Source organism: Gemmatimonadales bacterium, from assembly GCA_036279355.1.
GTDB lineage: Bacteria > Gemmatimonadota > Gemmatimonadetes > Gemmatimonadales > GWC2-71-9 > DASQPE01.
The window spans coordinates 59331-81855 of sequence record DASUJH010000025.1; the positions used below are offsets into that span (position 1 = coordinate 59331).

Below are 22525 nucleotides of genomic sequence, written 5' to 3' on the forward strand. Positions count from 1 at the left end.
TCGACTCGTGCCCGTTGCCCGGCCACTCGTCCCCGTCGCGGTGAACGCGATTGCCGGCGCCGCCATCGTGGCGCGCGCAGGCTATCTCCACTGGCGTGGCAGGCGCACTCGGCACTGGCCGTCCACGGCGGGGCGCCTCACCGATGCGTACGTCCTCAAGTATCACCACATGCGGAGCGGGCCCGGCTACGGGGCCCGGGTCGAGTACGAGTACGACGTGGGCGGCCGGCGATACAGGGCAAGCCAGCGGGTGATCGGCGCGGTAGAGTACGCGACGCCCGCGCGCGCGAGCGCCGAGCTGGCCGATCTCGAGCATGCGCCGCTCCGGGTGTACTACGATCCGGCGAATCCGGCTGATGCGGTACTCCGGCCCGGAATTGCGCCCGTGGCGCGGCGGCTCGCGCTCGGCGGCGTGGCGCTGCTCGCGGTGGGAGTCTGGTTCTGGTGGCGGGCGATGGGAGGGTGACCGCGCCCGACGGCCGCGGCGAGCTGGCGATCCGCCGCGCTCAGAACTTCGCCGATACCCACCACACGGCCAGCCAGAGCGCGGCCCCCGCCATGACGACGGCGGCGATCCCGGTGAGCAGATTGAGCACCCAGCCGTTCGTGTGCTCTCCCATCACCGCGGAATTGTTCGCCACGAGCAGCACCACGAACAGAAACGGCGGCGCCAGGATACCGTTCACCACGGCCGAGCCGAAGAGCATCGTCACCGGACTCACCCCGGTGAAGTCCCCCGCCACAGCGATGAGGATGCCCGCCGCAATGACGGCGTAGAAGAGGGGCGCGCCCTTCACCCTGTCGGTCATGCTGGCCGGTCGATTCGCGAGCGCCGCGACCGCGAAGGCAGACCCTCCGGTGAGCGTCGGCACCGCGAGCAGGCCGGTGCCGATGAGCCCCACCGAGAAGAGAAATGTCCCGATCCCGCTGCCGATCGGCTGCAGCGCCTGCGCCGCCTCGCGCGCGGTGCCGATGTCGCGGTTTCCGGCGGGATAGAGCGTGGCGCCCGCGGCGATGATGATGAAGAAGCCGATGAGCTGCGAGGCGACCATGCCGATGATCGTGTCCAGGCGCGCGCCCGGCGCTTCGGCCGGCCCGGTGCGTCGCCGCGCGGCAAGCGTGGTCCGCCCCTTCTGGATCTCCTCGTCCACCTCCTCCGCCGATTGCCACACGAAGAGATAGGGCGAGATCGTCGTCCCGAACACGCCGACAAAGGTCACCAGGTAGTCGTACGAATGCCGGAGGCCCGGCACGAACGTGCGGTGCAGCACGCGGCCCCAGTCCGGTCCCGCCATCACTCCCGCGAAGAGATAGCCGAAGAGCGCGAGGGCGAGCCACTTGAGGGAATCGGTGAGCAACCTGTAGCTGCCGAAGACGACGACGCCGATGAGAATCGCGCCGGCGATCGGCACGAATACCGTCTTGGACACGCCGGTGAGGAGCTCCGCACCCGCCGCGATTCCGGCGATGTCGGCGGCGGCGGTGATCGTGTTCGCGATGACGAGCAGCACGACGACGACCCACAGGAGCCAGCGCGGATAGTGGTCGCGCAGCACGCGCGCCAGATTGCGGCCGCTCATGAGGCCGATCCGGGCGCACGTATACTGCACCCCGATCATGAGCGGAATCTGAAAGAGGGCGGTCCAGAGCAGTCCGTATTGAAAGGCCGCGCCGGCCTGCGAATACGTCGTGATGCCCGCGGGGTCATCGTCCGCGGCGCCGGTGATGAGCCCGGGGCCGAGGGTCCGCAGGATCTTGCGGAGCGGACCGCCCTGCTTCGAATCCGCCATGCCACCTCCCGCGGGTGCGGTCGTCCGGCGCTTGCGATCTCCGCCGGCCCTCAAGAATACTCCGAGCGCCGGCCGGCCGGGCAGCGCGCCCGGTTCCGACCCGGACTCGGCGCAAGGAGACGACGATGCCAGGGATGTCAGTGCCGCTGCATGCGGTCGCCGCGGCGATCGCGATTGCAACCGCGGCCTGCGGTGGAAAAGGAAGCGGCGGAGGGCAACAATCCGGCGCCCAGCCGGTCGACACCGCGGCCGAAGCCAAGCTCATCCGCGACCTCGATAACGAGTGGCAACGCCGCATCCACGACCAGGACACGGCGCTCGTCACCATCATCTACGGCGACCACGCCGCGCTGCTGCCGCCCGATGCCCCATCGGTCGAAGGCCGCTCGGCGATCGCCTCGTTTTACCGGGACCTGTTCAACCGCCCGAATTTCTCGCTCACCTTCGAGTCGACGCAGTCGGAAGTCGGCGAGGGCGGCAAGATGGCCTTCGAGCGCGGCACCTACCGGCTCACCGTGGGCCCGTCGGATCGAAAGCAGACCGAGCAGGGCAAGTATCTCGTCGTCTGGAAGAAGGTCGATGGCCGCTGGCGGGTCGTGGCGGACATGTTCAGCCGCAACCAGGGGCCGCGCTGACGGCCGGCCGCCACGTTGCGGGGCCCGGCGTGATTTCTGGAGCGCGCGGGCCTGGCGCGCAGCCGCCGCCACCCGCACCATCGCGTCGGCTTCGCCGCTGCGGCCGAGTGCGCGGAGCACCGGCGCGTAGCCATCGCGCGTCGACCTGATCTCGGGACTGTCGGCCGGGAGCGCGCGCATCTGGAGCGCGAGCGCGCGCCGAATAAATGCGCCAGGACGGCGCGACCCGACGCCGCCCCCGGCGGCCGCCTGTCCGGCCGTCCGCCTGTCCGCCCGTCCGCCTGTGCCCCATATTCCCGCCGTGCCCCCAGACATGTCCGTTTCCTCCGCCGCCCTGCGTAAGGTCTCGCGCCGGCTCATTCCGTTCCTCTTCCTGCTTTACCTGCTCAACTACCTCGACCGGGTGAACGTCGGCTTCGCGGCGCTCGAGATGAATCGTGACCTCGGGTTCAGCGCGTCGGTGTACGGGTTCGGCGCCGGCGTCTTCTTTCTCGGCTACTGTCTGTTCGAGGTGCCGAGCAACCTCATCCTGCTCAAGGTGGGTGCGCGCATCTGGATCGCGCGGATCATGGTGTCGTGGGGGTTGGTCGCCTCGGCGATGCTCTTCGTGCGAAGCCCGGCAAGCTTCTACGGACTCCGCTTTCTGCTCGGGCTCGCGGAGGCGGGATTCTTTCCGGGGATCATTCTCTACCTCACGTTCTGGTATCCCGCGCGCGAGCGGGCGCGTGCCTACGCCTGGTTCCTCGCGGCGATCCCGATTTCCGGCATGATCGGTGGTCCGATCTCGGGGGCGTTGCTTGGCCTCCACGGCTGGCTCGGGCTTACCGGATGGCAGGTGCTCTTCCTGCTCGAGGGCGTGCCGTCGGTCATCGTCGGCGTGCTCGTGCTGGTTCTCCTGCCGGACCGCCCGGCGGATGCGCGGTGGCTCGCGCCGGCTGAGCACGCGGCGCTCGACGCGGCGCTGCACGAGGACCGCGCGCGCCACGCCGGCGAACACGACGGTGCCCACGCGGCCGGCGCCCACGTCACGAGCCTGCGGCACGCGCTGCGCGATGCCCACGTCTGGTTGCTCGGCCTGGTGTACTTCCTCATGATCGTCGGCCTGTACGCCTTCGGCCTCTGGCTGCCGCAGCTCCTCAAGAGCGCCTCGGGACTCGGAGACTTTGCGGTGGGGCTGCTCTCGGCCGTGCCCTACGCGGTCGCGGCGGCGGGCATGGTGCTGGTCGGCGTGCGCTCCGACCGCGCCGGCGAGCGGCATCGGCACGTGGCGCTGCCGGCACTTGTGGGTGCCGCCGGTTTCCTTGCGGCCGCTGCGCTCCACCACCCCGTCCCCCTCATCGCCGCGCTCTCGCTCGTGGCGCTCGGAGTGCTCGGCGCACTGGGGCCCTTCTGGGCACTACCGACCGCATTCCTCGAGAAGCGGGCGGCGGCCGGTGGCATCGCGCTCATCAACTCGATGGGCGCGCTCGGTGGATTCGTGGGTCCCTATCTGCTCGGCGTGGTGAAGGATCGCACGGGGAGTTTCGCGGGGGGACTCGTCGTGACCGCGCTCATGCTGGTGGCCGCGGCGGTCGTGGTGCTCTCGCTCCGGAGGCCGGTCACTCGCACGGAGCGGCGGCCGGGCTGGACAGGCGCCTGAGCAGGCGACAGAATATTTCGCATGCCACCAATCACAACGGCCACGGTGTGCGACCCGCGAGTCGACGCCTGCATTGCCCGTTCGGCCGAGTTCGCGCGGCCGATTCTCACCCACCTGCGCGAGGTGGTGCACGCGCGGGGCGAGCAGGCGATGGGCCAGTTCGGCCGGATCACGCGCATGGCCGACCTGCCGCCACAGCGGGTGCTCGAGGGTTACGGCAAGCAGGCACTGCGGCTTCACGAAGCCGGAATCGGATCACCGGCGCGATCAAAGCCCCGAGCGGCAAAGCCGCCCGCCATGCCCGCTGACGTGAGGCGCGCGCTCGCGCAGAGCGCGAAGGCCCGTGCCACCTATGATGCGCTGAGCCGGAGCGGTCGCCGTGAGTACGTCGACTGGATCAGCGAGGCCAGGCCGCCTGACCGCGCGACCACCGGTCCCGCTCAGCGCAGATCGTCCCGCAGCATCGAGTAGTAGACCACATCTTCCAGCTCGCCGTCCTTCGGCGACGGCTGCCGCACCTCCCGCTCCCGTCCCATCCCGATGCGCTCGAGCACGCGGCCCGACGCCGGATTGCGCGCGAGGTGGTGCGCGTGGATCCGGGCAAGGTCGAGCACCGCAAACCCGTGGCGCACCACGGCGGCCGCGGCTTCGGTGGCGTAGCCCCGGTTCCAGTACTCGACGCCGATCCAGTACCCCAGCTCGGCCTCCATCCGCTCCCGCTCGATGTCCTTGAGACCGATGCCGCCGATGAGCCGCAGGTCTTCGAGCACCCGGACGGCGAGATGCAGCCCGGTGCCATGCGCATGCTCCGCCGCCGCGAACGCGAAATAACCATAGGCGTGCGCGGGCTCGTACGGGTGCGGAATGGACAGCGTGGTGTCGAAGATCTCGCGCGCGCCGGCGAGCCGCACGATGTCGGGCACGTCCGATTCGGTATATGGGCCGAGCAAGAGGCGCGCGGTGCGCAGCACCGGCACGACGATCGGCACCGCCGGAGCGCCGCTCTCGGTGCTGCCAACCCGATTGGCCGCGGCATCGCTCACTGCCGCGGGCGCCACTGCACGCGCTCGAGCCGCACCCGCCCGCGGCCGTCGAACTGCACCCCCTCGCGCTCGAGCAGCATGCGCTGCGTGAGCGCGGCGCCGGGCATGGCGCGGCAGCTCACCTCGCCGCGAGCGTTGATGACCCGATGCCACGGCACCGTCGTCGCGCGGCTCAGCGCGTGCATCGCGTATCCCACCTGCCGCGCGTGCCCCGGGAGGCGCGCCAGCGCCGCGACCTGGCCGTAGGTTGCGACGCGCCCGCGCGGGATTCGTCGCACGATCGCGTAGATCCTTGCATACGCCCCGGTGACGCGCGCCATCGCAACGACTCCTCCGTCAGCGATCCCTGAGCCGCCGCACGAACTTGAGGCCCGACCACCGCTCATCGACCGCGCAGACCTTCACGTCCACGAGGCCCAGCGCCAAGCCCGCCGCGCGCACGACGTTTTCCGTGAGATCCGACTCACGCGGCGAGCCCGATGCAGCACTCCGCTTGGGCCACGAAATCCAGAGCGCGCCATCGCGCGCGAGCGCGGCCGCCAGCCGGGGCAGCCCGGCGTCGAGCGCGGCACGCTGCTCGAAGAACGCATGGATGAGACGTGCGTCGCGTCCGAGCCTCGCCACGAGCGTGGCGTCGGCGGGGAGCGGCGCGAGCAATGCGGCGTAGCCGGGCGGCGCGCCGACGGCGATGACGCGCATGCCGGGCTTGATGCCGAGCTTTTCGGCGAGTGTGCGCCGGGAGTAGCCCGCGGCCACGAACCTGCCCCTGTCCGGTGACGCCCAACAACATGCCACCGGCGCGCCCGTGCACAAGGGCGGCCGCGCGTTACTCCGCAGCCTGCTCCATCCGCCCGATCGGCAAATCGGCGCGGTTCAACTCCGTGTTGATCGCCACCGCGGCCTGGGCACCTTCCGCCGCCGCCACGACGACGAGCTGCGCGTCCTTCGACGCGTCGCCCGCCACGTAGAGCCCGCGCGTGCCGGTGCGCTCGCCCTTCTTCGTCGCGACGGCGCCCTTGTCGTCGAGCGGCGCACCGAGCTTCAGCGCGAGCACCGAGGCCTGGTGCTGGCCGGCGTCGAAGAAGAGCGCGCGGCGGGGGAGCGGCCTGCCGCGGTCGAAGCAGATTACCTCGAGCTGGCCATCGTGCCCCTCGAGCCGGACCACCCGCTCCTCGCGCAGGCCGACGCCGGCGCTTGCGAGCGCGCCGCGTGCGTCGCCGTCGAGCCGCGCGGGCCCATCGGAGCACCAGACCACGTCGGCGGACCACTGCGTAAGTGCGAGCGCCAGACCGGCAGTGGCGGGGTCCGCACCGTAGGCCGCGATCGGCTGGTCGCGGTGTTCCCAGCCGTCGCAGTAGGGACAGTGGTGCACGCTGTTACCGTACAGCGCGTCGATGCCCTCGAGCGCCGGGATCTCGTCCACCACACCGGTGGCGATGAGCAACGTCCGGCCGCGGCAGCGCTCGCTGTCCGCAAGCTCAACCTCGAACCCGCCCTCGATCCGATGCGCATCGCGGACCTCGACGGTGCGCGGCTCGACATCCGGATAGCGCGCGAGCTCGGCGCGCGCCGAGTTGAGGAAGTCGGCGGGCGGCATGCCGTCGCGTGTGAGATAGCCATGGATGGCGCGGGCGCGGCGGTTGCGCGGACGTCCCGCATCGCACAGGAGCACGCGGCGCCGGCAGCGGCCCAGCACCAGCGCCGCGCTCAACCCCGCGGGCCCGCCTCCGACGACAATGCAGTCGTACGCACTCACGCGCCCGCGCGGGAGAAGTCTGCCGACTCGAGCACCTGCTTGAGCCGCCGCAGATCATCCTCGACCTGCTGCTCGGGCTCCTCGCCGAAGAGGGTCGCCACCGCGGCGCCGAGCCGGCCCGCGGGCGGCTCGTAGCTCAGCACCACGCGCACCTCGGTGCCGCGGCCGCCGAGTGCCGGTGTGAAGTGCACCGAGCCGGCGTTCGGCACGTCGGCACCCGGCAGCGAGCGCCATGCAATCAGCTCGCCCGGGATTTCGTTGTGGATTTCGGCGTCCCATTCGACGCGGGTACCGCCGGGCGCCTTCGCGACCCAGTGCGAGCGGCCCCCGCCGCGCATCGTCACCGACTCCAGATGCTCCATGAACCGCGGCAGATTCTCCAGGTTGCGCCAGAACCGGTACACCTCGTCCGGCGGACGATCGATGACGACGCGACGCTCGACCTTGATGCCCTCGCCTCCCGCCACGCTCGCGACGGGGCTCGCCACCTGTTCCCGCCGCGCGGAGTTCCGGCCCAGCGCCCGGTTCACACCCGAGCGGCCGGTGAGCGCGCGCAGGATGAGGCCGCCGCCCATCGGCAGCAACCATCCCCGCCACCGGCGCCGCCGGAGCCCGGCGACGACAAACGCCGCACCGACGGCGGCGGAGATCCACCGTTCGGTGCTGCCAACGTTGACCGGCCCCTCACCCCGCGCGCGATGCGGCAGCAGGTGGCGCCAGTCGGCGCCGATGACGTTGTCGCGCACGCTGTCGATGATCGATGACATGGTTTACTCTCCGTCTGGTGACCCGACCGCGGACAGGAGCGCGTCGAGCACGCCGCACCGCCGGGCCCGCAGCACCGCCGCGCGCGTCACCGGCTCTCCGAAATCGAGGATGACGCGCTGGCGGTCGTCGAGGATCGTGCGCGACACCGGCCGGCCCAGCACCTGGTTGACCCGCCGGCGCTCGGCTTCGTCGCGCATACGAAGCTGCAGCGCCTGGACCTTGTCGACAACCTTCTCCCAGAGGTGGGGCGCACGCTCGGGAGGCTCCGGCGCTGCCGTATCCGCGCTCATGCCGCGGGGCGCAACTCCACCTTGATCCATCCGTCGGCCCGGGAGTCGAACGCCTCGTACGCGTCGACGGCCGTGGCCAGCGCCTCCTGTTGGGTCAGCACCGTGGAGGGATCGAATACGCCGCCCTGCACCAGCTCGAGCAGGTTCGGGATGTAGCGGCGATGATTGCAGTTCCCCGCTGGGCGAAGTACCCCCTCGCGGCAGTACGCGCAGTAGCCGCAGGCGGTGGTGGACGCGATGACGACGCGGTCGCCGGGGCGAAGGTTGCGCACGTCCGCGCCGACCTCTTCCACCACACCGACGCCCTCGTGTCCGAGCACCGTCCCCGGCTCCATGCCGGGGAGCGTGCCGCGGATCATGTGCAGGTCGGTGCCGCAGATGGCGCTCGCGGTGATCCGCACGATGGCGTCGGTCGGCGCCTCGATCGTGGGGTCGGTGACGTCGTCCAGCCGGATGTCGCCCACGCCGTGAAATACGACCGCCTTCACTGCCCGTGCTCCCGGCGGTCGGTCTCGCGTCGCGCGGCGCGCCGGCGTTCCGGCCGGGCGTCGCCCGTCACCGCCCCCGACTCTTCCATCTCGGTCACTTTCTGCTCCACCTGCTCGGGGTCGTCCTCCATGAGGTGCCGGCCCATCGTGTCGGCGTTCCGGGGATTGTCGAGCTCGAGCTCCCCGCGCGGCGCGTCCGCGCTGTCGCGGGCGGGCTTCTCGGCAAACTCCCTGCGCTCGTGCTCGTCCATCGTAGCGAATTCCCGGCTCGTATTCTTGGCCATGCTGCAATCATCCTTTCGTCATCGTGCGGTGCGCTCGGCACACGCCGCTTTACATCCGATCGGTACGCCGCCGCCCCGGCCGCGTGGCGTCGCGGCGGTCGTGATCGCTGGTGCCGCCGTACGATTCGGCCGTGGCCAGCTCCGCGCGGCTCCCCACGTCGGCGCCGTTCTCCGTAAGCAGCACGACCGCCTCGCGCATCCGTCCGCCGGCGCGGACCGTGACCAGCGCGTCGCCCGCCGAGAAGCGCTCGGCAAAATGCTCGACGTCGGTCTCGGGAAGGTCGAGCGTTTCGAGCACGTCCGCGATGCGGCCTCCGGCGCGGCCCGTCGTGCCGCCGGCGCGCAGCACCGCGGCGATCATCCCGCCGACCACCACGGGGCCCGCGTCGACCAGCGTCTCCGCCTCGACCCCGACCAGCGAGCCCACGACGCCGCCCAGGAGCCCGCCGGGCTCGCTCCGTCGGTGCAGCGCGAGCCCGAGCGTGTCGCGCCCGAACCCGGCCGACTGCAACGCGCGCACGCCGCGCTCAGCGGTTTCGGCATCCGGAACGGCGCCGGCCACCACGCTGCTGCGCCGGTCCGGGCCCCGGGCGTTCGCGTCTGTCGGGGTGGCTGACATCACTCGGTCTCCCAGAAGCCGGGACGTGAAAGCGGAGCGCCGGAGGGAGCCCTATAGCTCACGCTTTGGCGGCGAACGGCGGTGATGCATCTCACAGCCACACGCCCGCGCGGTCGGCGCGAGCGCGGGCCGCAAGCATGCTGCTGAGCGAGGTGTGCGGGGCGCTCCGGCGCGTGTTCTCGTCCATGCCTTCGCCCTTGTCGCGCACGAAAAGCCGCGCGTAGCGGCCGCCGCGATTCTCAGGACCGCGGCACGTAAGCCACGTCACGCCGCGCGGGGGAGCCGATGCACTGAGATGGCGCCGGAATCGGCCCAGATTGGCGCGACACGGTCGTCCGTGGATCCGCCGCGCCGCCCCACCCACGCGCCAGAGGACAGCCGATGGCCGAAGCCGATCTGAATCCAAGCGATATCGCGTCCGGCGAGCGGCTCTTTCTCTCGCCGGGAGCATCGTGGCCGCTCGAGAGCGGGGGCTTCGGCGAGTTGATCGATCAGATTGACGACTACGCCATCTTCCTGACCGACGCCGAGGGCCACGCGCTCACCTGGAACCGGGGTGTGGCCCGCCAGCTCGGGTTTGGCGAAGCGGAGTTTCTCGGGCTCGACGTCGCCCTGCTTTTTCCGCCTGAGGCCCGAGCGCGCGGCGAGCACGTCCGCGAGCTCGAGGAAGCCGCCGCCACCGGCCGTGCGGGCGACGACCGCTGGATGCTGCGGAAGAACGGCGCCCGATTCTGGGCCTCCGGTGCTACAATCGCGGTGCACGCGCACGACGGCACCCTGGTCGGGTTTGCCAAGCTGCTGCGCGACCTCACCGAGCGCCGGCATGGGGAGGAGGACTTACGCGCGGCGGAGAAGCGGCTCCAGGCCGCCCTCCTCGCCGCGCGGACCGGCACCTGGTGGTGGGACATCCAGACCAACGCGCAGCACCTCGATGAAGGGCTGCGCCACCTCCTCGGCCTCCGGCCCGGCGAGGAAGTCCACACGCTCGACGAGTTCCTGGCGCACGTGCACCCGAACGACCGCGCCACGCTCATGGCCGCGTTCCGGCGCACCGCGAACGAGGGCCGCGATCTCGACGTGGAGTTTCGTGTCGTGCTGCCGGACGGCGACATCCGCTGGCTGCGCGACCAGGGGCAGGCGGTGCGCGATGCCACCGGCCGGCCACAGTCACTCACCGGCGCGTGTACCGACGTGACCGAGCGGCGCCACGCCGACGAGGCGCTGCGTCAGGCCCAGCGGCTCGAGGCGGTGGGGCGCCTCGCCGGCGGCATCGCGCACGAGGTCCGTAACATGATGACCGCGGTGCTCGGCTTCAGCGAATTGCTCATGGCCGACTTCCCGGCGGGTGACGGCCGGCGCAACGACCTGGAGCAGATCCGCCGCGCCGCCGGCCGGGCCGCCGCCATTACGGGGCAATTGCTCGCGTTCAGCCGCCGCGATCTGCACCAGCCGGAGCAGCTCGACTTGGGTGAGCTGGTGGACACCCTCCAGCCGATGCTCCGGCGCCTGGTCGGTGCAAACGTCGAGCTCGGCATCCGCCAGGCGGACGACCTCCGGCCGGTGCGCGCCGATCCGGGTCAGATCGAACAGGTGATCGTCAATCTGGCACTCAATGCCCGGGATGCCATGCCCCGCGGTGGCCGGCTCGAGCTCGAGCTGGACGAGGTGCGGCTCGGCGTCGACTACGCGCAGCGCCATCCCGAGGCCGCCATTCCCCCCGGTTACTACGTCCGGCTCGCCGTGAGCGATACCGGCACCGGCATGGACGCCGAAACCCGCGAACGCGCGTTCGATCCCTTCTTCACCACCAAGCCGGTGGGCCAGGGCACCGGGCTCGGGCTCGCATCGGTGTACGGCATCGTGAAGCAGAGCGGCGGGTTCGTCTGGCTGTACAGCGAGCCCGACGCGGGCACCACGGTCAAGCTGTATCTGCCGGTCGCCATGTCGGAATCCGCCGGCGAGGGTGCCGCGTCCGAGCCGGGTCCGCTCCTCCGCGGCACCGAGACGATCCTCGTGGTGGAGGACGAGGACGTGGTCCGCGACACCGCGGTGCGCATTCTCCGGCACGCGGGCTATACCTGTCTCGAGGCGCGCAACGGGCGCCAGGCGCTCGAGCAGCTCGCCTCCTGCAACGGCGCGGTCGATCTCGTGCTCACCGATCTCGTCATGCCCGACGTCGACGGCCGCGCGCTCGCCGAGGCGCTCGCCGGCCTGCGCCCCGGCGTTCCCATCCTCTTCACCTCGGGCTACACCGGCGACGAAGTGCAGCGCCGCGGCCTGCTGCCTCCGGACGCGAGTTTCGTGAGCAAGCCATTCGATGCCGCCGGGCTCACCCGGCAGGTGCGGGCGTTGCTCGAGCGGGGGCATTAGCCCGCCGCGCGAGACGCCATTCGAGCCAGCTCCTGGCCGCGAGCGTCACGAGCGCGAGCAACGCCAGAAGTGACGACACGGCAAACGCACCTACGTAATCGTACTCGTTGTAGAGGATCTCGACGTGCAGCGGCATCGTGTCGGTGAGCCCGCGGATGTGTCCCGACACGACCGACACCGCGCCAAACTCGCCCATTGCGCGGGCATTGCAGAGGAGCACCCCGTACAGCAGGCCCCACCTGATGTTGGGGAGCGTGACCCGCCGGAAGGTCTGCCACGCGCCGGCGCCGAGCACCACCGCCGCCTCTTCGTCCTCGGTCCCCTGCTCCTGCATCAGCGGAATCAGCTCGCGCGCCACGAACGGCACCGTGACGAAGGTCGTAACCAGCACGATGCCGGGCACGGCAAAGATGATCTGCACGCCGTGCGCCTCGAGCCACGGACCGAACCAGCCGCGCACCCCGAAGACGAGCACGTAAATCATTCCCGCGATCACCGGCGAGACCGCCATGGGGAGATCGATGAGCGTCACCAACAGGCTGCGGCCGGGAAAGGTGAATTTCGCAACCGCCCACGCCGCCGCGATCCCGAAGACCAGGTTGAGCGGCACCGCAACGGCGGCCGCGAGCAGCGTGAGTCCGATGGCGGAGCGCGCCTCCGGCTCGAGCAACGCGGCGGCGTACGCGCTCCATCCTTTCCCGAATGCCTGGCTCAGCACGAGCAGCAGCGGCAGCACCAGAAAGACGCCGAGAAAGCCTAGCGCCGCCGCGATGAGCAGCGCGCGCACCGACCGCGGCTCGGCCGTCCCGGCGCCGGCACCGGGGACGGGAGCGAGCGGCCGCGCCATGGCGGTCACGCGGCGAGCCGCCGGCGCCCGAGCCACTGCGCCAGGTTGATCGCGAGGAGCAGCAGGAACGACGCGACGAGCATCACGGCAGCGACGGCCGTGGCACCCGCGTAGTCGAACTGCTCCAGCTTGCTCATGATGACGAGCGGTGCGATCTCGGTGCGAAGCGGCATGTTGCCGGCGATGAACACCACCGAGCCGTATTCGCCCACGGCCCGCGCGAACGCCAGCGAAAATCCGGTCAGGAGCGAGGGTGCCACGGCCGGAAGGAGAACCCGTCGGATTGTTTGAACCCGGCTCGCGCCCAGGCTCGTCGCCGCCTCCTCGACCTCGCGCTCGAGATCGTGCAGCACGGGCTGCACCGTGCGCACCACGAAGGGCAGTCCCACGAAGGTGAGCGCCACCACGACGCCGAGCGGCGTGAACGCCACCCGGATGCCGGCCTCCGCGAAGAGCGCACCGAGCCAGCCGCGCACGGAGAAGAGCGTGGCGAGCGCGATCCCCGCGACTGCCGTGGGCAGCGCGAACGGCAGGTCCACCAGCGCGTCGACGGCGCGCCGCCCCGGAAATCGGTAACGCGTGAGCACCCACGCGACCACCAGCCCGAACACCGTGTTGAGCGCCGCCGCCACGAGCGACGCACCAAAGCTCAACCGGTACGCGGCGAGCACCCGTGGGTCGGTTATGGTTGCCCAGAATCGCAGCCAGCCCAGGCCGGCCGAGCTGGCGAATAGCGTGGCGAGCGGGATCAGGACGATGAGGCCGAGATAGGTGAGGGTGTAACCCAGCGCGAGCCCGAAGCCGGGCAACACCCGCCGCCGCGGCGTCATGTCACGCGGCCGGCCGATAGATCTGATCGAAGGTGCCGCCGTCGGCGAAGTGGACGGACTGAGCGCGCGCCCAGCCGCCGAACATGCTGTCCACGGTGAAAAGGCGCAGCGGCGGGAATCGGCCCGCGTACCGCGCCGCGACGGATGCGAGGCGCGGCCGGAAATAGTGCCGCGCCGCGATGGCCTGGCCCTCGGGGGAGTAGAGGTACTCGAGGTACGCGTGCGCCACTGCGCGCGTGCCACGCCGGTCCACCACGCGGTCCACCACCGCCGCCGGGGGCTCCGCGAGAATCGAGACCGATGGCGTCACGATCTCGAGCTTGTCGGGGCCCAGCTCGTTCACCGCGAGCAACCCCTCGTCCTCCCACGCCAGCAGCACGTCGCCGATCCCTCGCTCGACGAAGGTGGTCGTGGCGGCGCGCGCGCCGGTGTCGAGCACCGGCACGTTGCGATACAGCCGGGCGACGAAGGCGCGGGCTGCGGCCTCGTCGCCGTGGGTGCGCTCGAGCGCCGCGCCCCACGCTGCGAGGTAATTCCAGCGCGCCCCGCCGGAGGTCCTGGGGTTCGGCGTGATCACGGCGATGCCCGGCCGCACGAGATCGTCCCAGTCGCGAATGTGCCGCGGATTTCCCTTCCGCACCACGAACACGACGGTGGACGTGTACGGCGCGCCGCCGTCCGCGAGCCGGGAGCGCCAGCCGCTCGAGACGAGCCCGCGCGCCGCGAGCGCGTCGATGTCGGAAGCGAGCGCGAGCGTCACCACGTCCGCCGGAAGCCCGTCGATCACCGCGCGCGCCTGGGTGCCCGATCCGCCGTGCGATTGGCGGACCACGACCTCCTGCCCCGTCGCCAGCTTCCAGTGCCGCGCAAAGGCCGCGTCGTAGTCCCTGAACAACTCGCGCGTGGGGTCGTAGGACGCGTTGAGGAGCGTGACCCGCCGACCGGCCTGGTCCGCGCCGGCGGAGGTCGCGCACGCGCTGGTGGACGCCGCCACGGCACCGAGTGCGGCGGCAAGCAGGAGTCCGAAGCTCACCCGCGAGGCGAGCGCGTGCAGCCGCTCGATGGCCTCGTTCCCGAGACCGATGACGCGCCCGAGCGCCTGCATGAGGGCGCGCGGACGCGAAACGTCGTTGGCCGCACGGGAACGTCGCTCCCGCGCGTCCGGCACCGCCGGATCCGACGGCGCGGGAGAGCGAAGATGTCGCCGGTGGCTCATAGCACCCACTCCGGATCGGCCGATACCGCGGGCGCGGGCCCCCGCTCCGGCACGAAGACGCGTACCTGTCTCGGCTTCACGAACACGCGGTCCCCGCGGCGCAGCCGCAGCTCCTCGTACCGCGCGCGGGACACCTCGGCCTCGATCTCGCCGTGAATCGGGCTCTCCAGCTCCACCCGCACCGACGCGCCAAGCGCGCGCGCAAAGCTCACCGTCGCCTCGAACGTGCCGCCGTTCGGCGCGAGATCGATGTCCACCTCGTGGGTCCGCACGAACGCCACCGCCGCCGCGTCTTCCGCGCCCGCGTACTCCGGCGCCTCGTGCGCCACGGCGCCGAGTTGGAGGTGCCCGTTCTCCAGGCGTCCGTGGAAGAGGTTCACGCTGCCGAGGAAGCTGTAGACGAAGGGCGAGGCGGGGCGGTCGTACACTTCCTCCGGCGTGCCGATCTGCTCGACCCGGCCCTCGTGCATCACCACCACCCGGTCCGCCACTTCGAGCGCCTCGTCCTGGTCGTGGGTGACGAAGAGGCTGGTGATCTGGATCTCGTCGTGCAGCCGGCGGAGCCAGCGCCGAAGTTGCTTCCGCACCCGCGCGTCGAGCGCGCCGAACGGCTCGTCGAGCAGCAGCACCTTGGGTCGGACGGCGAGGGCGCGCGCCAGGCCCACCCGCTGCCGCTGGCCGCCCGAGAGCTGGTGAGGATACCGGGCGCCGAGAGGGCCGAGCTGCACGAGATCGAGCAGCTCATCGACCCGCGCACGGATCTCGCGGTCCGGCGGCCGCACCCGCCTCGGCTGCACCCGGAGGCCGAACGCCACGTTCTCGAACACGCTCATGTGGCGGAAGAGCGCGTAGTGCTGAAAGACGAACCCGACCCGCCGCTCGCGCGGGTGGCGCGCGGTGGCGTCCTCGCCGTGGAAGAGAATGCGCCCCTGGTCGGCGGCCTCGAGCCCGGCGATGACGCGAAGCAGCGTCGTCTTGCCCGAGCCGGATGGCCCGAGCAGCGCCACCAGCGCGCCGGCCGGCACGTCGAGCCGCACGTCGCGCAGCGCCACGAACGCGCCGAAGCGCTTGGTGACGCCGTCCACCCGGATCGCGGCTGGTGGCGTCGAGCCGTTTGCGCTCGCGGCAGGTTCAGGCGACATGGGCTGCCACCGATTCGTGCGTGAGGGAATCGAGGCTCGGCCCCGCGATTGCCCCGGCGCCGTGCAGCAGCGCCCGCAGCCGCACCACGTCTCCCACCACGATCACGGCCGGCGGGCGCACGTCCGCCGCCCGCGCGCGCCGTGCGATGTCGCCGAGGGTTCCGGTCGTCACGCGCTCCCCGGGCAGCGTGCCGTTCTCGACGATCGCGACCGGCGTATCGAGCGCGCGTCCTGCGCCGGCGAGCTGCGCGACGACCTCCTCCAGCCGCTCGACACCCATCAGGATCACCAGCGTCTCGATCCGCGCGAGCGCCTTCCAGTCCAACTCGTCGTCGGCATCGCCGGCACGGTGCGCGGTCACGACGGCAAAGGCGCTCGCCGTGCCGCGCGCGGTGACCGGGATGGCGGCGGAGGCCGTGGCGCCGAGCGCGCTCGATACCCCGGGCACTACCTCCCACGGCACGCCGGCCTCGGCGCACGCGAGCGCTTCGTCCGCGCCGCGCCCGAAGACGAACGGGTCGCCGCCCTTGAGCCGCACCACGGCGCGCCCGCGCCGCGCCGCAGAGATGAGCAATGCGTTGATGCCGTCCTGCGGCATGCAGTGTCCGCCCGGCGCCTTGCCAACGTAAATCAAGTCGGCGTCGGCGGGCGCTTCCTCCAGCAGCTCTGCGCTCACGAGGCGATCGTAGACCACGACGTCGGCCCGGCGCAGGAGCTCGAGCCCGCGCGCGGTGATGAGGCGCGGGTCGCCGGGGCCGGCGCCGACCAGGTGCACCGTGCCGAGCGGGCGCGCAATCGCGGCGCGCGGATCGGCGGGTGTGAGCGTCCGCGTGACGGCGCTCGGCCCGGCGCCCTCCGGCTCGACGCCCATGATCCCCGCGATCCGCCGGCGCGCCCCCGCGTCGTCGCCCGCGCGAAGCAACGCCAGCACGTCCGAATCCACCAGCCGGTACCAGAGACGGCGCCGGGTCTGGAAGTCGGGATAGCGCGCGGCGAGCGGCGCACGGATCGACCCCGCCAGCTCGAGAAACCGCGCGAGCTCGGGCCCGAGCTCGCGCTCGAGCCGCTCGCGAAGCCGCACCGCGAGCGCGGGCGCATTTCCCGAGGTGGACACCGCGATCACCAGCTCGCCGCGCCGGAGAATCGACGGCAGGATGAAGCCGCAGTATGGCGGATCGTCCACCACGTTCACCAGAATGCCGCGCCGCGTCGCCTCGGCGTGCACGGCGTGATTCACCGCCGCGTCGTCGGTGGCGCCGATGGCGAGGCACGCGCCCGCGAGATCGCCGTTGGCGTACCCGCGCGCCGCATGCGCGAACCGCCCGGCCCGGTGCTGCGCGGCGAGCCCCGGCGTGAGCGCCGGCGCCACCACAGTCACCCGCGCTCCGGCGGCCACGAGCGCCGGGATCTTCCCCTCGGCCACCGTGCCGCCGCCCACCACCACGCAAGGGCGATCGCGCAGGTCGAGCAACACCGGGTAGTAATGCATTTCAGCTCGCCCGCGCGAGCCCCTGCGCAACGAGGTACTCGAGAATCGCGCGCGCGTTCTCTTCCGGCGTGGCATCGGTCGTGGACAGCGTGAGCTCCGGCCGCAGCGGCGGCTCGTACGGATCGCTGATGCCGGTGAAGTTCTTGATCTCGCCCCGCCGCGCCTGCGCGTAGATCCCCTTCACGTCGCGCCGCTCGCATTCCTCGAGCGGGGTATCGACGAACACCTCGACGAAGCGGTCCGCCCCCACCAGCGCCCGCGCCTCGTCGCGGGTGGCACGGTAGGGGCTCACTGCGGCGCAGACGACGAGACCGCCGTGGCGCGCCACCTCCGCCGCCACAAACGCGATCCGCCGGATGTTGAGGTCGCGGTCCTCCCGGCTGAAGCCGAGGCCCTTGGAGAGCATCGTGCGGACGACGTCACCGTCGAGGACGGTGGCCTGGCGTCCGCGCTCGAGCAGGAGCGCCGAGAGCACGTCGGCCGTCGTCGACTTGCCCGCGCCGCTCAGACCGGTGAACCAGACGCAGGCGCCGTGATTGAGCCGCGGCGGATACGCCTCCGCCAGCACGCGCGCCACCTCGGGCCGGGTGAACCATTCGGGCAGCCGGCGCCCCTTGTTGAGATAGTCGTTGCGCACCTGCGTGCCCGAGATGGTGGCCGTGCGCACGCCCGCCGGCACCTTCGAGACTTCCTCGTAGCGCCGCTCGTCGGGGAGATAGGTGAGCTCGTGGAATGGAATCACGCCGACCTCGATCTCGTCGGCGTGGCGCCGCACCAGCTCCTGCGCCTCGTACGGGCCGTAGAAGGGCTTGCCGGTCGAGTCCACGCCGGGGCCCGCGTGGTCGCGGCCCACGACGAAATGATTCGCGCCGAAGTTCCGCCGGATGACTGCGTGCCAGAGCGCCTCGCGCGGGCCGCCCATCCGCATCGCAAGCGGGAGCAGCGAGAGCAGGATGCGGCCCGGCTCGTAGTGATGGCGCGCCAGCGCCTGGTACGTGCGTACCCGGGTGTAGTGATCGACGTCGCCCGGTTTGGTCATGCCGACGCTCGGGTGCAGCAGCAGCACGCCATCCACCGCGGCGATGGCCCGCTTGGTCAGCTCCTCGTGCACCCGGTGCAGCGGGTTCCGGGTCTGAAAGGCGACGACGTTGGCCCGGCCGTACGTCGCAAGCCGCTCGCGCACCTCGGCCGGTGTGAGCCGGAGCGCCTGAAAATCGTGGTGCACGGGCAGGCGGAGCACCGTGAGCGCGCCGCTCACGTTGAGCGAGCCCCAGCGCCGGCTCTCGGCCACGAGCGGGTGCTTCGCGTCGATGGTCCCGAAGACGCGCCGGCCGAACTCGTCGCGATCCCACTCGTAGATCTCCTCGATGGTGAGGATGGCGAGCGGGTTGTTCTTGCCGTCGCGGAGCGCGACCTCGCGGTCGAGGGCGATGCCGGGGCCGGGCTCCACGGGCAGCGTCACGGGAATCGGAAACAGATGCCCGCTCCCGAGCCGCATCTCATCGAGAATCCGCCGGTAGTCCTCCCGGCCCGCGAATCGGTCGAGCGGCGAGAAGCCGCCGACCGCGAGAAGCTCGAGGTCGCACACCGCGCGCTCCGAGAGCTGGATCGACGGAAGCGTTCCGGCGTGCGCCTGGAGCGCAGGCAGCGCCTCGTCATCGGCGCGCAGGTCCACCAGCGTGCCGCCGTAGGGCGGGACGAGCAGCTCGGAGTTGGTCGTGGTCACGTCGCACTCCCCTCGATGTTGGTGTAGGTGGCCGCCATGCGGCGCGCCCGGAACGCCGGCCTCATGCGCCGACGCTCACATCCTTTACGCCGACCCCGTCGGCGGCGATGTCAAGCGTCAGCGTGGCGCTCGCGGCTTCGATCGTGAGCGCGTAGGCGCCGGGCCCCCGAGCCGAGATCGCGAGCCGCGCCACGACCTGTCCGGCGAGTGCCGCGAGCGCCGCGTTCACTTCTGCGAGCTCCGCGTCCAGCGCACGGCCCCTGGGCGTCGCGTGGTAGAGCCGCACCGCCGCGGCCTCCGCCTCGGGGCCGTGCAGCCGGCGCATCCGGCCGGTGCGGAGCACCAGCTCCAGCAGGCGCTCGAGCGGCGTCGCCAGCTCGTCGTGCACCTCGCCGCCCGCAGCGGCGCGGGAGAGCGCGTCGTACTCCGCGCGCGCGGGCGAGTCGCCCCGCGCGTCGCCCAGCGCATCGCCCAGCGCCGCCGCCTCGAGCAGCAGCGCCTCGCGCAGGCTCTCGTCAATCCGCATGGGGAACGAGCACCTCGAGCTCGTGTTCGAACGTGCCGGTCTCGATGGTGCAATGCATGCCGCACTCCTTGGGCGCGTTGGTTTCCCACCACCAGCGCCCGGCCCGGGGGTCTTCCCCCGGCGCGGTGGCGCGGGTGCACGGCGCGCAGCCGATGCTGGTGTATCCCTGGTCGTAGAGCCGGTGGTACGGCACGTCGCGGGCACGGATGTATTCCCACACCTCGTCGTGCGTCCAGTCGGCGAGAGGGCTCAGCTTGGCGATCCCGCCGTGGTCGTGATCGACTTCGATCTTGCGGATGTTCGATCGGCTGGCCCACGTCTCCCGGCGAAGTCCCGTAATCCATCCGTCGAGCCCATCGAGAACGCGTTGCAGCGGGCGCACCTTGCGCACTTGGCAGCAGTGCAGCCGGAGCGGCACCGCCCGATAGAAGAGATTGACGCCGTGGCGGCTGGTCATGGCCTCCAGCTCACCGGCATCGGGCACGTAGATCTCGATGGGAATCGCGTACCGCTCGCGCACGGCGTCGACCAGATCGTAGGTCTCCTGGTACTGGCGCCCCGTGTCGATGGTGAACACCCGGACCGCGGGGTCGATCCGCCACGCCATGTCGAGCAGCACCATCCCTTCGGCCTGGAAGCTGGTGCAGAGCGCCACCCGCGAGCCGTAGCGCTCGAGCGCCCAGGCGAGGACCGCCTCCGGCGGCTGATCGTCGTACTCGACGGCCAGCTCGCCTGCTTCGACGTCGTCGAGCAGATCGGGAGCGTCAGACATTGGCGGGCTCTCCTGCGGGATCGCTGATGGCGTCCGCGGCTTTCCCCTCGCCGCGCCGCGCTCGCGGGCGCAGCTCGGCGCGCACCTCGTCGATCGGCCGCTCGGTAGCCGCCGCAATCAGCGCCTCGTCCGGTTGTCGATCGGCAAAGGCCGCGAACGCCTCTCCCGCTTCGCGCTCGGCGAGCCAGAAGCGCACGAGCCGCTCGACGTGCCCGTTGACCAGCTCCGCCGCTACCCGCTTCACGACCGGCAGCCCGATCGCCGCGCGCACGCCCTGGCCGCCGCGCAGGTAGATGTCGTAGCCCTCCTGCTTCTCTCCGCTCGCGGTCCGCTCGCGCAGCGTGGTGCCCTGGAGGCCGATGTCGCCGGTCCAGTGGTGCGCGCAGGCGTGGGGGCAGCCGTCGAGATGGATGCGGAGACCCGACGCGGCCTCGCCGAACACCGACTCCAGGTGATCGAGCAACGCGGCCAACCGGGGCTTGGTGAGCGCCACCGCGTAGTTGCAGAGCGGCGACCCGGTGCACGCAATGCTTACCGCGCGCACCCGGTTCACGCCGAGTGGAAAGCCGAGCTCGGAGACGTCGGCCACCACCCGGTCTACCGCGGCGGCCGGCACGTTGGCCAGAATGAAGTTCTGTTCCCGCGTGAGCCGGATTTCGGCGCCCGCCTTCTCGGCCACATCGGCCACACGCAGGAGTTGCTCGCCGCTGATGAGCCCTACCGGCACCGGCACCCCGATCCACGCGAGCCCCGGCTGCCGCTGCGGATGTACGCCGCTCCCGTGCTCGCCGGGGAGGGGTGCCGGCGCCGCCAGGTCCGGAAGCCGGAAGCCGAGCCGCTCCTCGACCTGGGCGCGGTACGGCTCGGGCCCCACGTCGTCCATCATGAACTTGAGCCGCGCTTTGACCCGGGACATCCGGTACTTGGGCGTCCCTTTCCAGACGTCCACAATTGCGCGAAGCGCGGGAATGGTGAGATCGGCGTCGACGAACGCACCCAGGTCGCGCGAGATGCGCGGCACCGTCGAGAGTCCGCCGCCCACCCGCACGGCAAACCCCGGCCGCCCATTGCGCATGGCGCCGACCAGCGCGATGCAGTGCATCTCCGGCAGGTTGCACTGATGGGGGCACGCGGCGAGCGTGATCTTGTGCTTGCGCGGCAGGTCGGAGTATTCGCGGTTGCCGTAAAAGAACGCGGCCACCTCGCGGAGCACCGGCGCCACGTCGAACAACTCGCCGGGATCGATGCCGGACACCGGGCAACCGGTGACGTTTCGCACCGTGTCGCCGCAGCCGCCCGCCATCGTGAAGCCCGCCCGACCGAGCGTCTCGAAAATCTCCGGCAGGTGGCGCAGCTCGATCCAGTGGAGCTGAACATTCTGACGGGTCGTGAGCTCGCCGTACCCGCGCCCGTAGCGCACCGACAGCGCGCCGATCGTCCTGAGCCTCGCCGGCGTCAGCACCCCGCCCGGGATCTTCACCCGCATCATGAAGTACCCGGTCTTCGGTTTGTCGTGGTACAGGCCGTACCACTGCAAGCGCACGATGTCCTCTTCCGGCACGCTCTCGTAGCTCCGGGTCGCGAGCTCGGGGAACTCGTGCAGGATGTCGAGCGGAAACTTTTCGGCCTTGAGCCGCTCGATCGAATTGCGCTTGAGGACCTGATCGCGGGTGATCGGTGCCGTCATGCCGTGTGCGCGCTCCAGAAAAGAAAAAGGCCCGGGAGCGGATCCCGGGCCTTGCGAGTCGCGTGAGGTCCCGTGGTGCTCCGCTACGCCAAAGGGGCGGAGCCGTCGGGACCGGTAAACGAGCGGTACGCTAGCCTGAGCCTGTGGGCATACGTGCCGCGCGCGGTTCGACAGGGCTCCGCGAGCGACAACAACACATGGCCAGGTGAGCGCTATGCATCATGGCGGGAATTAATGCGGCCCCCAGCCGCGCTTGTCAAGCCCGGGAATCACCGCCGGTAGTGTCCGGTTTTCATTGTAACGGCTTCGCGGGGTCCATCCGCGCGATGATCTCCTTCACGGTCCAGACCTGATCGGTCAAGCCGGCCGCCATCGCGGGCGTCGTCTTGCTCCCGTGCCCGGCGGCGGTCAGCGTCTGGTGGGGCCGGCAGTAGTTGTAGTACAGGAAAAAGAGGCTCACCGCATGTGCGTGATTCACCGCCTTCTTGCTGAAGGCGTTGGTCAAGCGCGTGAATCGGCGATTCTGCATCCGCAGCGTCAGGTTACTCCGCTCGACATACGAGGTCGAGATGAGGTCGGGATCGGGGCGCCCGATCATTCGCACCTTC

Annotated in this window: 26 protein-coding genes; 5 read left to right on the plus strand and 21 right to left on the minus strand. The window is 71.1% G+C overall.

Annotated features, from left to right (window positions below):
- The first annotated feature begins 7 nt into the window (after positions 1 to 7).
- Entirely contained in the window at positions 8 to 466 is a 459-nt protein-coding gene (locus VFW66_07235; GenBank protein ID HEX5386470.1) for a DUF3592 domain-containing protein, read from the plus strand.
- A gap of 40 nt (positions 467 to 506) precedes the next feature.
- On the opposite strand, the gene VFW66_07240 is transcribed toward VFW66_07235, so the two are convergent.
- Complete coding sequence (locus tag VFW66_07240) at positions 507 to 1790, minus strand: divalent metal cation transporter (protein HEX5386471.1); 1284 nt, start codon at positions 1788 to 1790, stop codon at positions 507 to 509.
- Between the two features lie 125 nt (positions 1791 to 1915).
- On the opposite strand from VFW66_07240, the gene VFW66_07245 reads away from it, so the two are divergent.
- The 3 genes from VFW66_07245 (at position 1916) to VFW66_07255 (ending at position 4535) form a co-directional block, all read left to right on the plus strand.
- A complete protein-coding gene (locus VFW66_07245) occupies positions 1916 to 2425 on the plus strand; it encodes a DUF4440 domain-containing protein (GenBank protein HEX5386472.1) in 510 nt (169 codons plus the stop codon).
- Positions 2426 to 2726: 301 nt separating this feature from the next.
- A complete protein-coding gene (locus VFW66_07250; protein ID HEX5386473.1) occupies positions 2727 to 4064 on the plus strand; it encodes an MFS transporter in 1338 nt (445 codons plus the stop codon).
- A gap of 21 nt (positions 4065 to 4085) precedes the next feature.
- Complete coding sequence (locus tag VFW66_07255) at positions 4086 to 4535, plus strand: YdeI/OmpD-associated family protein (GenBank protein ID HEX5386474.1); 450 nt, start codon at positions 4086 to 4088, stop codon at positions 4533 to 4535.
- On the opposite strand, the gene VFW66_07260 is transcribed toward VFW66_07255, so the two are convergent.
- The 10 genes from VFW66_07260 to VFW66_07305 all read right to left on the minus strand — a co-directional run bounded on the left by VFW66_07260 (position 4505) and on the right by VFW66_07305 (position 9580).
- Positions 4505 to 5122: a GNAT family N-acetyltransferase gene (locus tag VFW66_07260; protein HEX5386475.1), complete on the minus strand. Its 618-nt coding sequence runs from the start codon at positions 5120 to 5122 to the stop codon at positions 4505 to 4507. The genes VFW66_07255 and VFW66_07260 overlap by 31 nt on opposite strands.
- Complete coding sequence (locus tag VFW66_07265) at positions 5104 to 5427, minus strand: MGMT family protein (GenBank protein HEX5386476.1); 324 nt, start codon at positions 5425 to 5427, stop codon at positions 5104 to 5106. The genes VFW66_07260 and VFW66_07265 overlap by 19 nt, the downstream gene beginning before the upstream one ends.
- Positions 5428 to 5443: 16 nt before the next feature.
- The gene (locus VFW66_07270; protein ID HEX5386477.1) at positions 5444 to 5863 is read right to left on the minus strand and encodes a DUF3052 domain-containing protein; all 420 of its coding nucleotides are present in this window, start codon (positions 5861 to 5863) and stop codon (positions 5444 to 5446) included.
- Positions 5864 to 5933: 70 nt separating this feature from the next.
- The gene (locus tag VFW66_07275) at positions 5934 to 6863 is read right to left on the minus strand and encodes an NAD(P)/FAD-dependent oxidoreductase (protein HEX5386478.1); all 930 of its coding nucleotides are present in this window, start codon (positions 6861 to 6863) and stop codon (positions 5934 to 5936) included.
- Positions 6860 to 7630: an SRPBCC family protein gene (locus VFW66_07280; protein HEX5386479.1), complete on the minus strand. Its 771-nt coding sequence runs from the start codon at positions 7628 to 7630 to the stop codon at positions 6860 to 6862. Before VFW66_07280 ends, VFW66_07275 begins: the two co-directional genes overlap by 4 nt.
- Positions 7631 to 7633: 3 nt before the next feature.
- A complete protein-coding gene (locus tag VFW66_07285) occupies positions 7634 to 7921 on the minus strand; it encodes a hypothetical protein (GenBank protein HEX5386480.1) in 288 nt (95 codons plus the stop codon).
- A complete protein-coding gene (locus tag VFW66_07290; GenBank protein ID HEX5386481.1) occupies positions 7918 to 8409 on the minus strand; it encodes an alcohol dehydrogenase catalytic domain-containing protein in 492 nt (163 codons plus the stop codon). The genes VFW66_07285 and VFW66_07290 overlap by 4 nt, the downstream gene beginning before the upstream one ends.
- Positions 8406 to 8693, minus strand: a complete 288-nt coding sequence (locus tag VFW66_07295; GenBank protein HEX5386482.1) for a hypothetical protein — start codon at positions 8691 to 8693, stop codon at positions 8406 to 8408. Before VFW66_07295 ends, VFW66_07290 begins: the two co-directional genes overlap by 4 nt.
- A gap of 49 nt (positions 8694 to 8742) precedes the next feature.
- Positions 8743 to 9312: a hypothetical protein gene (locus tag VFW66_07300; protein HEX5386483.1), complete on the minus strand. Its 570-nt coding sequence runs from the start codon at positions 9310 to 9312 to the stop codon at positions 8743 to 8745.
- A 91-nt stretch (positions 9313 to 9403) separates the two neighbouring features.
- A complete protein-coding gene (locus tag VFW66_07305) occupies positions 9404 to 9580 on the minus strand; it encodes a hypothetical protein (protein ID HEX5386484.1) in 177 nt (58 codons plus the stop codon).
- A gap of 113 nt (positions 9581 to 9693) precedes the next feature.
- Here VFW66_07305 and VFW66_07310 point away from each other — a divergent pair, with 113 nt between their 5' ends.
- A complete protein-coding gene (locus tag VFW66_07310) occupies positions 9694 to 11682 on the plus strand; it encodes a PAS domain S-box protein (protein HEX5386485.1) in 1989 nt (662 codons plus the stop codon).
- Here VFW66_07310 and cysW read toward each other — a convergent pair.
- The 10 genes from cysW to VFW66_07360 all read right to left on the minus strand — a co-directional run.
- The gene (gene cysW, locus VFW66_07315) at positions 11642 to 12529 is read right to left on the minus strand and encodes a sulfate ABC transporter permease subunit CysW (GenBank protein ID HEX5386486.1); all 888 of its coding nucleotides are present in this window, start codon (positions 12527 to 12529) and stop codon (positions 11642 to 11644) included. The two genes, VFW66_07310 and cysW, sit on opposite strands and share 41 nt — an antisense overlap.
- 5 nt (positions 12530 to 12534) lie before the next feature.
- Positions 12535 to 13359 carry a sulfate ABC transporter permease subunit CysT gene (gene cysT / locus VFW66_07320; protein HEX5386487.1) on the minus strand — a complete coding sequence of 275 codons (825 nt, stop codon included), beginning with the start codon at positions 13357 to 13359 and terminating at the stop codon, positions 12535 to 12537.
- A 1-nt stretch (position 13360) separates the two neighbouring features.
- Positions 13361 to 14575 carry a sulfate ABC transporter substrate-binding protein gene (locus tag VFW66_07325; GenBank protein ID HEX5386488.1) on the minus strand — a complete coding sequence of 405 codons (1215 nt, stop codon included), beginning with the start codon at positions 14573 to 14575 and terminating at the stop codon, positions 13361 to 13363.
- The gene (locus VFW66_07330; protein ID HEX5386489.1) at positions 14572 to 15717 is read right to left on the minus strand and encodes a sulfate/molybdate ABC transporter ATP-binding protein; all 1146 of its coding nucleotides are present in this window, start codon (positions 15715 to 15717) and stop codon (positions 14572 to 14574) included. The genes VFW66_07325 and VFW66_07330 overlap by 4 nt, the downstream gene beginning before the upstream one ends.
- Positions 15707 to 17206 (minus strand): siroheme synthase CysG, encoded by a 1500-nt coding sequence (gene cysG, locus VFW66_07335; GenBank protein HEX5386490.1) that lies wholly within the window; start codon positions 17204 to 17206, stop codon positions 15707 to 15709. The genes VFW66_07330 and cysG overlap by 11 nt, the downstream gene beginning before the upstream one ends.
- A gap of 1 nt (position 17207) precedes the next feature.
- Complete coding sequence (locus VFW66_07340) at positions 17208 to 18932, minus strand: bifunctional sulfate adenylyltransferase/adenylylsulfate kinase (GenBank protein HEX5386491.1); 1725 nt, start codon at positions 18930 to 18932, stop codon at positions 17208 to 17210.
- Positions 18933 to 18993: 61 nt separating this feature from the next.
- On the minus strand, positions 18994 to 19458 hold the full coding sequence (locus VFW66_07345) for a hypothetical protein (GenBank protein ID HEX5386492.1): 465 nt from the start codon (positions 19456 to 19458) through the stop codon (positions 18994 to 18996).
- Positions 19448 to 20230: a phosphoadenylyl-sulfate reductase gene (locus tag VFW66_07350; protein ID HEX5386493.1), complete on the minus strand. Its 783-nt coding sequence runs from the start codon at positions 20228 to 20230 to the stop codon at positions 19448 to 19450. The genes VFW66_07345 and VFW66_07350 overlap by 11 nt, the downstream gene beginning before the upstream one ends.
- The gene (locus VFW66_07355; protein HEX5386494.1) at positions 20223 to 21917 is read right to left on the minus strand and encodes a hypothetical protein; all 1695 of its coding nucleotides are present in this window, start codon (positions 21915 to 21917) and stop codon (positions 20223 to 20225) included. Before VFW66_07355 ends, VFW66_07350 begins: the two co-directional genes overlap by 8 nt.
- A gap of 292 nt (positions 21918 to 22209) precedes the next feature.
- The coding region (locus VFW66_07360; protein HEX5386495.1) for a hypothetical protein at positions 22210 to 22525 on the minus strand (316 nt) is incomplete at its 5' end.